Origin of the sequence: Waterburya agarophytonicola KI4, assembly GCF_020640915.1 — a bacterium.
GTDB lineage: Bacteria > Cyanobacteriota > Cyanobacteriia > Cyanobacteriales > Xenococcaceae > Waterburya > Waterburya agarophytonicola.
In genome coordinates this window covers 1-2,383 of the sequence record NZ_JADWDC010000146.1, presented here as the reverse complement: position 1 = coordinate 2,383, position 2,383 = coordinate 1, and the positions used below count along the sequence as shown (strand labels likewise).

Sequence of the window (2,383 nt, the reverse complement as noted above, 5' to 3'; positions counted from 1 at the left end):
TTAATAATAACTATGGCTTGGACTAAAAAACACGACAATTTCGCTCTAGCAACTAATTTAAGCGAATCACAAACATTAGTTTTACGGGACATTTTGCGGAAGGCAAAACTAAACGAACCCTGTGAAATTGAAGTAGATGTCAGACCAACCAATAAATGGATTGGCAAACATCGCCTTTTGGGAGAGTTCCACCGCAAAACGATCTGTAATGCCATTCCCGCCCTGGATGAAAAAAGCCAAGGTATGCTTACTATCCTCAAAAGATACAGTCCTTGGGTATACAAAATACTAGTGCGCCCCCTCTCTTTTTTAGAGAAAATCGAAAGCGCAAATTGCGCATCATGCCCCAAGTCACCAACGGGAAACCCCATGTTTGACGCTGCATCCAAGGAACGCGCCCATGACTTACTACTACAGAATATATCTAAGTTAGACAGCCTACTCTCAAAGCTTGGGATGAAATGTAATTCTGAGACTTTACATCGTATGTGGAGATATGCAGGACGGAAAATGGATAATGTAATCGAGGCAGTTAACCATATGCTGGCGGTCAATCGGGACAAGGTAGAGCGATCGACTAGCTTTGAATGTAAAGGTAAAGGTATCGCTAGCCCCATAGGTTGGCTGCATGACTGCTTAAAGTTCAATCGATATCTAGATTGGTCACAAGAAATAGAGCTACCTCTCTATGTCACTCCAACAGATTTACTGTCTAACCTGGGACAAGAACCGCATCAAACATGATGGATTAACCAGTTAATTATCAATATCGTGGAATAAGAACCAATTTATAGAAACTCTTATTTCACGATGAATAAACCAATGGAAATAGAATTAAACAGCGATCGGGGTACTCAGCTTGAATTACCTTTTGTTCCCGACAGTGATCAAGTGTCGGGAACAGAAAGTGTTCACGACAAGAAAAGAGCAGCAATTCAAAGATATTTAGACCGCGCCCAAAAAGATCCCGTGTCACACATTGAGACTTATAGCCCTGGGAAAAGACATACAGAATACTATCGTCTGGTCTATCGTGTGGGCAAAAAGTTAAAACATATCCATATTCGCGGGGGTTCTACTATGTCAGAGTTGGCAACCTATCGAGCGAACAAATTACAAGAAATGATCGATCGCGGTGCGGAACTTGCCGAAATATTGGCAGCTTTAAAAATGTTCAACGGTGGGGGAAAATAATTAAACTAGGTCGTCCTAGTGTTGGGATAAATTTCTCAAGCTCTCTATTCTTCAGTCGGTAAGTAAGCCTTACTCTTGTCGGGTTCGATTCCCGTTGCCGTATTCAAACATTTAATAAGGCGATCGCTTTTGCTGCCTCAATTGGATCGTGATCAAGATAATGCCGTACAGTCTGAATATTCATTCCCATTACTTCAGATATAGTTACCATAGCCACGCCAGCCTTACGCAGTTCATTAATTACCCATCGGCGGGAAGAATGAGTTGAAAAGCCAGAATAGCCCAAATCAGTTAATATTTTTCGCCAATATTTATCTACTGCTCTACATTGAATATATCCATCACTACTATTTGTGGGGAACAAATACCCCTCGGACGGTGGACTATAACGTTCAAGATGAAACTTTAGATCAGGATGAACAATTACCTGACGAGTGTTAGCCTTGCCGTGTTTTGATGACTTTCTAGTATTAGCTGCAAACGTAATGTATCCGAGAACTTTTCCCGAACTATCATAAACATCTTTTGACTTTAGTTGAACGATCGCCCCCATACGTTCCCCAGTAAAAAGGGATATCTCAAAAATCAATCGCTGCATGGGAGAGTTTAAACGCGATCGCATTTTCTTGATTACCGTGGGAGTCCATAAAGCTGCTTGACCTTTGCGGTTATTTTTCATAGATAAAAATAAAAGTACCTAAAACGTATTCATATATCTACATTTCAAGTACTAACTAACAATTAGGAATTAATATAATTGCTTCAATCCTAGAGGGGGCAATCTTTTTCGTCATCCGTAGTAGTACTTGTTCTATGTAGAAAAGGAACTTTCAACTATTAGTTAAAATTGGGAATATTTAAACTAATTCCTAATTAATTTACGGTCTTTACTTTTTATGGCTAATTTGACTCTCGATCAAATATTTGGCATCAACACTTATTTAGAAATTCCCGAAGGCGCACCCGCAGGAATACCGAATGAGGTACGTTTTTGGCTAGGAAATTTTGCTAATACTAGCGGTGGGGGACAAATTGAGAATAATCTAGGGCTAGATATTCCTGCAAATATCAATTCAACAAATCAAGATGAATACGCAGCCAAAATTCTTTATGGAATTTTGCTTTTAATTCGTCAAAATCAAGCCGAGAATATCAACGCCGATCCTACTCAATCAATCTTTATCTCAGA

At 39.6% G+C, this 2,383-nt stretch carries 4 protein-coding genes; 3 read left to right on the top strand and 1 reads right to left on the bottom strand.

Features of this window, described 5'->3' with window-relative positions; translation table 11 throughout:
* Positions 1-744: hypothetical protein (locus tag I4641_RS23670; RefSeq protein ID WP_229643041.1), on the top strand; the 744-nt coding region annotated here is incomplete at its 5' end.
* Positions 745-810: 66 nt separating this feature from the next.
* Entirely contained in the window at positions 811-1,194 is a 384-nt protein-coding gene (locus I4641_RS23665) for a hypothetical protein (protein ID WP_229643040.1), read from the top strand.
* A 103-nt stretch (positions 1,195-1,297) separates the two neighbouring features.
* Here the strand turns inward: I4641_RS23665 and I4641_RS23660 are convergent, their stop codons facing one another.
* Positions 1,298-1,873: a tyrosine-type recombinase/integrase gene (locus tag I4641_RS23660; RefSeq protein ID WP_229643039.1), complete on the bottom strand. Its 576-nt coding sequence runs from the start codon at positions 1,871-1,873 to the stop codon at positions 1,298-1,300.
* A 217-nt stretch (positions 1,874-2,090) separates the two neighbouring features.
* Here I4641_RS23660 and I4641_RS23655 point away from each other — a divergent pair.
* A partial coding sequence (locus tag I4641_RS23655; RefSeq protein ID WP_229643038.1) for a hypothetical protein occupies positions 2,091-2,383 on the top strand: 293 nt, incomplete at its 3' end.

Excerpts from the sequence above, each read along its gene's own strand:
- I4641_RS23665 (WP_229643040.1), top strand. The coding sequence starts at position 811 with ATGAATAAACCAATGGAAATAGAATTAAACAGCGATCGGGGTACTCAG.
- I4641_RS23660 (WP_229643039.1), bottom strand. The coding sequence starts at position 1,873 with ATGAAAAATAACCGCAAAGGTCAAGCAGCTTTATGGACTCCCACGGTA.